A 4,089-nucleotide genomic window follows, 5' to 3' on the forward strand; every position below is an offset into this window, starting at 1 on the left:
GGGCCCTCAGGACGCCCTCGACCCGCCCGAAAGCAGCACCTTGGCTCCAATGTCAGCCGGCCGGTGAATATCGCGGGATAAGGGGGGTAATGCCGCCGGCGCCGGTCAAGCCGACATAAACCGCGCTGGCGGTGGTGGCCGTGGCGCGGGCGGGAATGGTGAAGACGGGGTAGCTGGTGTCCGAGGTGGCGCCGGCGGGGCAGGGATAGTCTCCACCATTACCGGATTGGCGGTCGAGTATGGACGCGGCGGGGCGGGCGGCTTCGCATCAAACAATAGGTCTGGCGTCAATGGAAGTGGCCCCGGTTCTGGTGGCGAGGGCGGCGGGCTTTTGCAGGGGGTCGCGCAGGGCTTCCCGGTGTCGTCCGGCGGTTCTGGCGCAGATGGCATCATTATCCTGCGCGTTGCCACGCCTGGCGGAGGGACGACATCCGACGAAATCGGGGGTGGATCGGTCGCATCGGCGGCGAGTGTCGCAGGCGGATCGCTCGGGCAGACCCATCTGATCGCAGGCACAGCTATTACCGCGCTGGCGGCTGTGGTGGGTGGCGGCATCGGCCAGGATCATCGGGTCGGTGGGGGTGCAGTTGCGTCCCGAGCTGCCCTTCTGGCCGGGGGCCTTGGGCAAACCCACTCGATCGGTGGCGGGGCAGTCTCGGCCACCGCGGCATCATCCGGCGGGTCGATCGGAGCCAGCGACGAGATCGGTGGCGGGGCCGTGTCGTCTGCCTCTGTCGTGGCGGGCGGCGCACTGGGCCAGACCCATCGGATCGGCGGGGCCGATGTCGTGGCGCGGGCGGACGCTGCGGGCGGTGCCCTGTCGCCCATCGACAGTATCGGCGGCGGCGCGATTGCGTCCTCGGCAAGTGTCGCTGGCGGTGGATTAGGCCAGGTGCATGCCTTTGCCGGTCTGGTCGCATCCTCGCCCATCGCAGTCGCGGGCGGCGCGCTGGGTCAGGTGCACCGGATCGGTGGCGCAGCAACCGCAGCCCCGGCCTGGGTCGCGGGCGGCGCGTTCGCGGTAGGCGCGCTGTCCGCCCGCCGCTGGGCCCAGCCGGGCCAGACCGGCGGCATGGGGACAGTCCGCGGATACAGGAGCTGAGATGAGCACGACATTCGAGATCAAGCGCGGCGACACCAGTCCGGGGCTGGAATACCAGCTGCCGGTCTATTCCGAGGGCGGCAGCGTGCTGACAGGCGCCAGCGTGCGGTTCCTGATGCGGGATCAGAGGGGCAACCTGGTGGTGGATGCTCCCGCAACAATCTGGGACGAGGGCGGCGTGGTGCGCTACGCTTGGGTCGCGGAAGATACGGCCAAAGCAGGTGTTCATCGAGCGGAGTTCGAGGTTACCTACGTCGATGGCGCGATTGAAACTTTCCCGACCAGGCAGTGGCTGACCGTGACAATCATGCCTGATCTTGGAGGGGCGGCGCCGTGATCCGGGTAGTGTTCGTCGAACGTTCGTGACGTTCGCGCATCACTTGCCTACGAACCTGCTGATCCGTCGAATCTGCAACAGGTTCAGCTTGGCGAATTGCGCTGCAAGGAGCGACGCTTTGGCCGCTCCCTGGGGGTTCGAGGAGTGGACCATGAAGAACGCCTTCTATTTCGGGGATAACCTCAACATTCTCCGGGAGTACATTCCCGACGAAAGCGTCGATCTGGTCTATCTCGATCCGCCATTCAACTCAAACGCCAGCTACAACCTGCTGTTCAAAAGCCCCGACAGGACCCGCTGGGCCGATGCCCAGATAGCCACCTTCGAGGATACCTGGACATGGGGCGATCCGGCCGAAGAGACCTTCGCCATGCTGGAAATGCAGCCTGGGCGCTTGGGCGAGGTTCTGGGCGCCCTGCGCCGTATTCTGGGCGAGAACGACATGCTCGCCTATCTTGTGATGATGGCCGCGCGGCTTGCCGAGCTCGACCGCGTGCTGAAACCGACCGGCAACCTCTACCTGCACTGCGACCCTACGGCCAGCCACTACCTGAAGGTGCTTTTAGACGCGATTTTCGGTGTTGGAAGGTTCCAGAACGAGATTGTCTGGCAGCGCAATACGGGAAAATCGCTGATGAAAAGGCGGCTTCCCAACACACATGACCTGCTGCTGGCCTATCGCAAATCGAGTGAAGCCACCTGGAACGACGACGCGATCTATGTGCCATACGATCCCGAGAACCTACCCGAGAAAACGGCGCGAAAATACTGCAACATCGACACGGACGGACGACGCTATACCCTCGGAGATCTTCTGAACCCCAACACGAACCGGCCGAATCTCGACTATGAGTTCCTAGGCGTGCGACGTGTCTGGCGGTGGACGAAAGACCGCATGTTGGCAGCCCATGAGGCTGGATTGATCCATCAGAGCGCGCCCGGCAAGGTGCCGCGCCTGAAGCGGTATCTCGACGAAATGAGGGGATTACCGCTTACCGATGTGTGGACCGATATATTGCCACTGAATTCCCAGGCGCAGGAACGTCTCGGCTATCCGACGCAAAAGCCGTTGGCCCTACTAGAGCGGATCATCGCGATGTCCTCGAACGAAGGCGACGTCGTGCTTGACCCGTTCTGCGGCTGCGGCACTACGCTGCACGCCGCCCATGCCATGGGCCGACGCTGGATCGGGATAGATGTCGCAATTCAGGCCATGAGCGTTGTGGGCGACCGCCTCCGTACGCATTTCCCGGCCATCGACTATGACGTGTTCGGCATCCCCCGCAGCGTCGACGGCGCCCTGTACCTGGCCGAGAACCACCCTTTCAAGTTCGAGGAGTGGGCCGTCACCCGGATCGGCGGCATGCATTCCGGCAAGTATCGCGGCGATCGCGGGATCGACGGGATCTTCTACTTCCTCACCGGCAACGACCAGAAGAGCCGCGGCATCATCTCGGTCAAGGGCGGTCGCAGTCTCAACCCGGGCATGATCCGCGATCTTGCCGGCACGCTGGAGCGCGAGCGGCGGGAGACGCGCGATCCAGACGCCATCGCCGTTTTCATCTGTGCGCACGAGCCCTCGCGGGGCATGCTCAACGAGGCCCGCCAGGTCGGCACTGTCCAGACCACAACCGGCCCTTTCCCGGCGATGCAGATCCTGACCGTGCGCGAAATCTTCGAGGGCGCGGCCATCCGGGTGCCTGCGCTTTTCGACAGCGTGGCGGCCGCTGCTGCCGGCCGCCAGCGCGGGCGCACCACCAGCGGCTTCGTCGACCCGCGTGAACTGGCTCGGCAACGCGCGATGCTCTTTACTTTCGACGGGACAGGCCCCGCAGCGGCCCCCGCCCGGCGCGACGCCGACCGGCCCATGCCAGCCCAGCTTCGCATGGCCGTCTGATCTCCCGACTGTAACGGCGCGGCGTTGCGTCAGAAATACCCTCGCAATGCACGATGCTGATGCCCGCCGAAAATTTCCGTGCAGAAGCTGCTGCCAATCTGTGCAAAAGCTGGCGCCGCGCTACATCAGGCCGCTCGCCGTGCCGGGCAGCTCATCCGTCGCGCCCGCGGCCAGGACCACCGCCGCCGCCTCGGCGGTATCCTCCTCCATCGCGCCCCCTCAGGCCAGGCCCAGCCTGAGGAGTATCCTTGCCGCCTCGTGTAGGGGGGTCTTACCTTTTGCACGGACGCCGGAAAGGGAAAATAGAACCCAAGGCATTGGGGACAAAGGAAAACACCGCCCAGAGGTGACGGCGCGCGTCTGCAAGTGGGCATGCAAAACGGGGCCGAAATCGCGCATTGATCGCGCAGGAACTTGCATTCGAGCGACAGAAACCACGCATACTGCAAGGCGTTGTGACATAAGGGGAAAAAGCGGACGGCGGTGCGTTCGGCGCGGGCCAGGACGCGCGATCCGCAGACGCCAAGGTAGCAACCGAGTTGCAACCTTGTGCAAACGGTTGTCACCTTGAAGAAAACGAACGTCCATCAACAGGTTAGCTGATGCGCCCCGCCCGCGCCGAAATCGGACAAGGTAGCAACTGAGGAATCGCGTTGCGGGCGTCAGAAACGGGCCTTAGGCTCCAGACTCATTGATCGTCAAAGCCAGAACAGGACGGTTGCGGCGAGGGCGATGGCGGAAAGGAAGGTCTTG

General features: G+C 64.3%; 3 protein-coding genes. All 3 read left to right on the forward strand.

Going from position 1 to position 4,089, the window contains the following annotated elements; all coding sequences use genetic code 11:
- Positions 1-718: 718 nt before the first annotated feature.
- Positions 719-1,102 carry a hypothetical protein gene (locus GH815_RS18445; RefSeq protein WP_153750187.1) on the forward strand — a complete coding sequence of 128 codons (384 nt, stop codon included), beginning with the start codon at positions 719-721 and terminating at the stop codon, positions 1,100-1,102.
- Between the two features lies 1 nt (position 1,103).
- Positions 1,104-1,439, forward strand: coding sequence for a hypothetical protein (locus GH815_RS18450; protein ID WP_153750188.1), 336 nt, complete (start codon positions 1,104-1,106; stop codon positions 1,437-1,439).
- 151 nt (positions 1,440-1,590) lie between these two features.
- Complete coding sequence (locus GH815_RS18455; RefSeq protein WP_153750189.1) at positions 1,591-3,336, forward strand: site-specific DNA-methyltransferase; 1,746 nt, start codon at positions 1,591-1,593, stop codon at positions 3,334-3,336.
- Positions 3,337-4,089: the final 753 nt, after the last annotated feature.

Origin of the sequence: Rhodovulum strictum (genome assembly GCF_009649175.1) — a bacterium.
Lineage (GTDB): Bacteria > Pseudomonadota > Alphaproteobacteria > Rhodobacterales > Rhodobacteraceae > Rhodovulum > Rhodovulum strictum.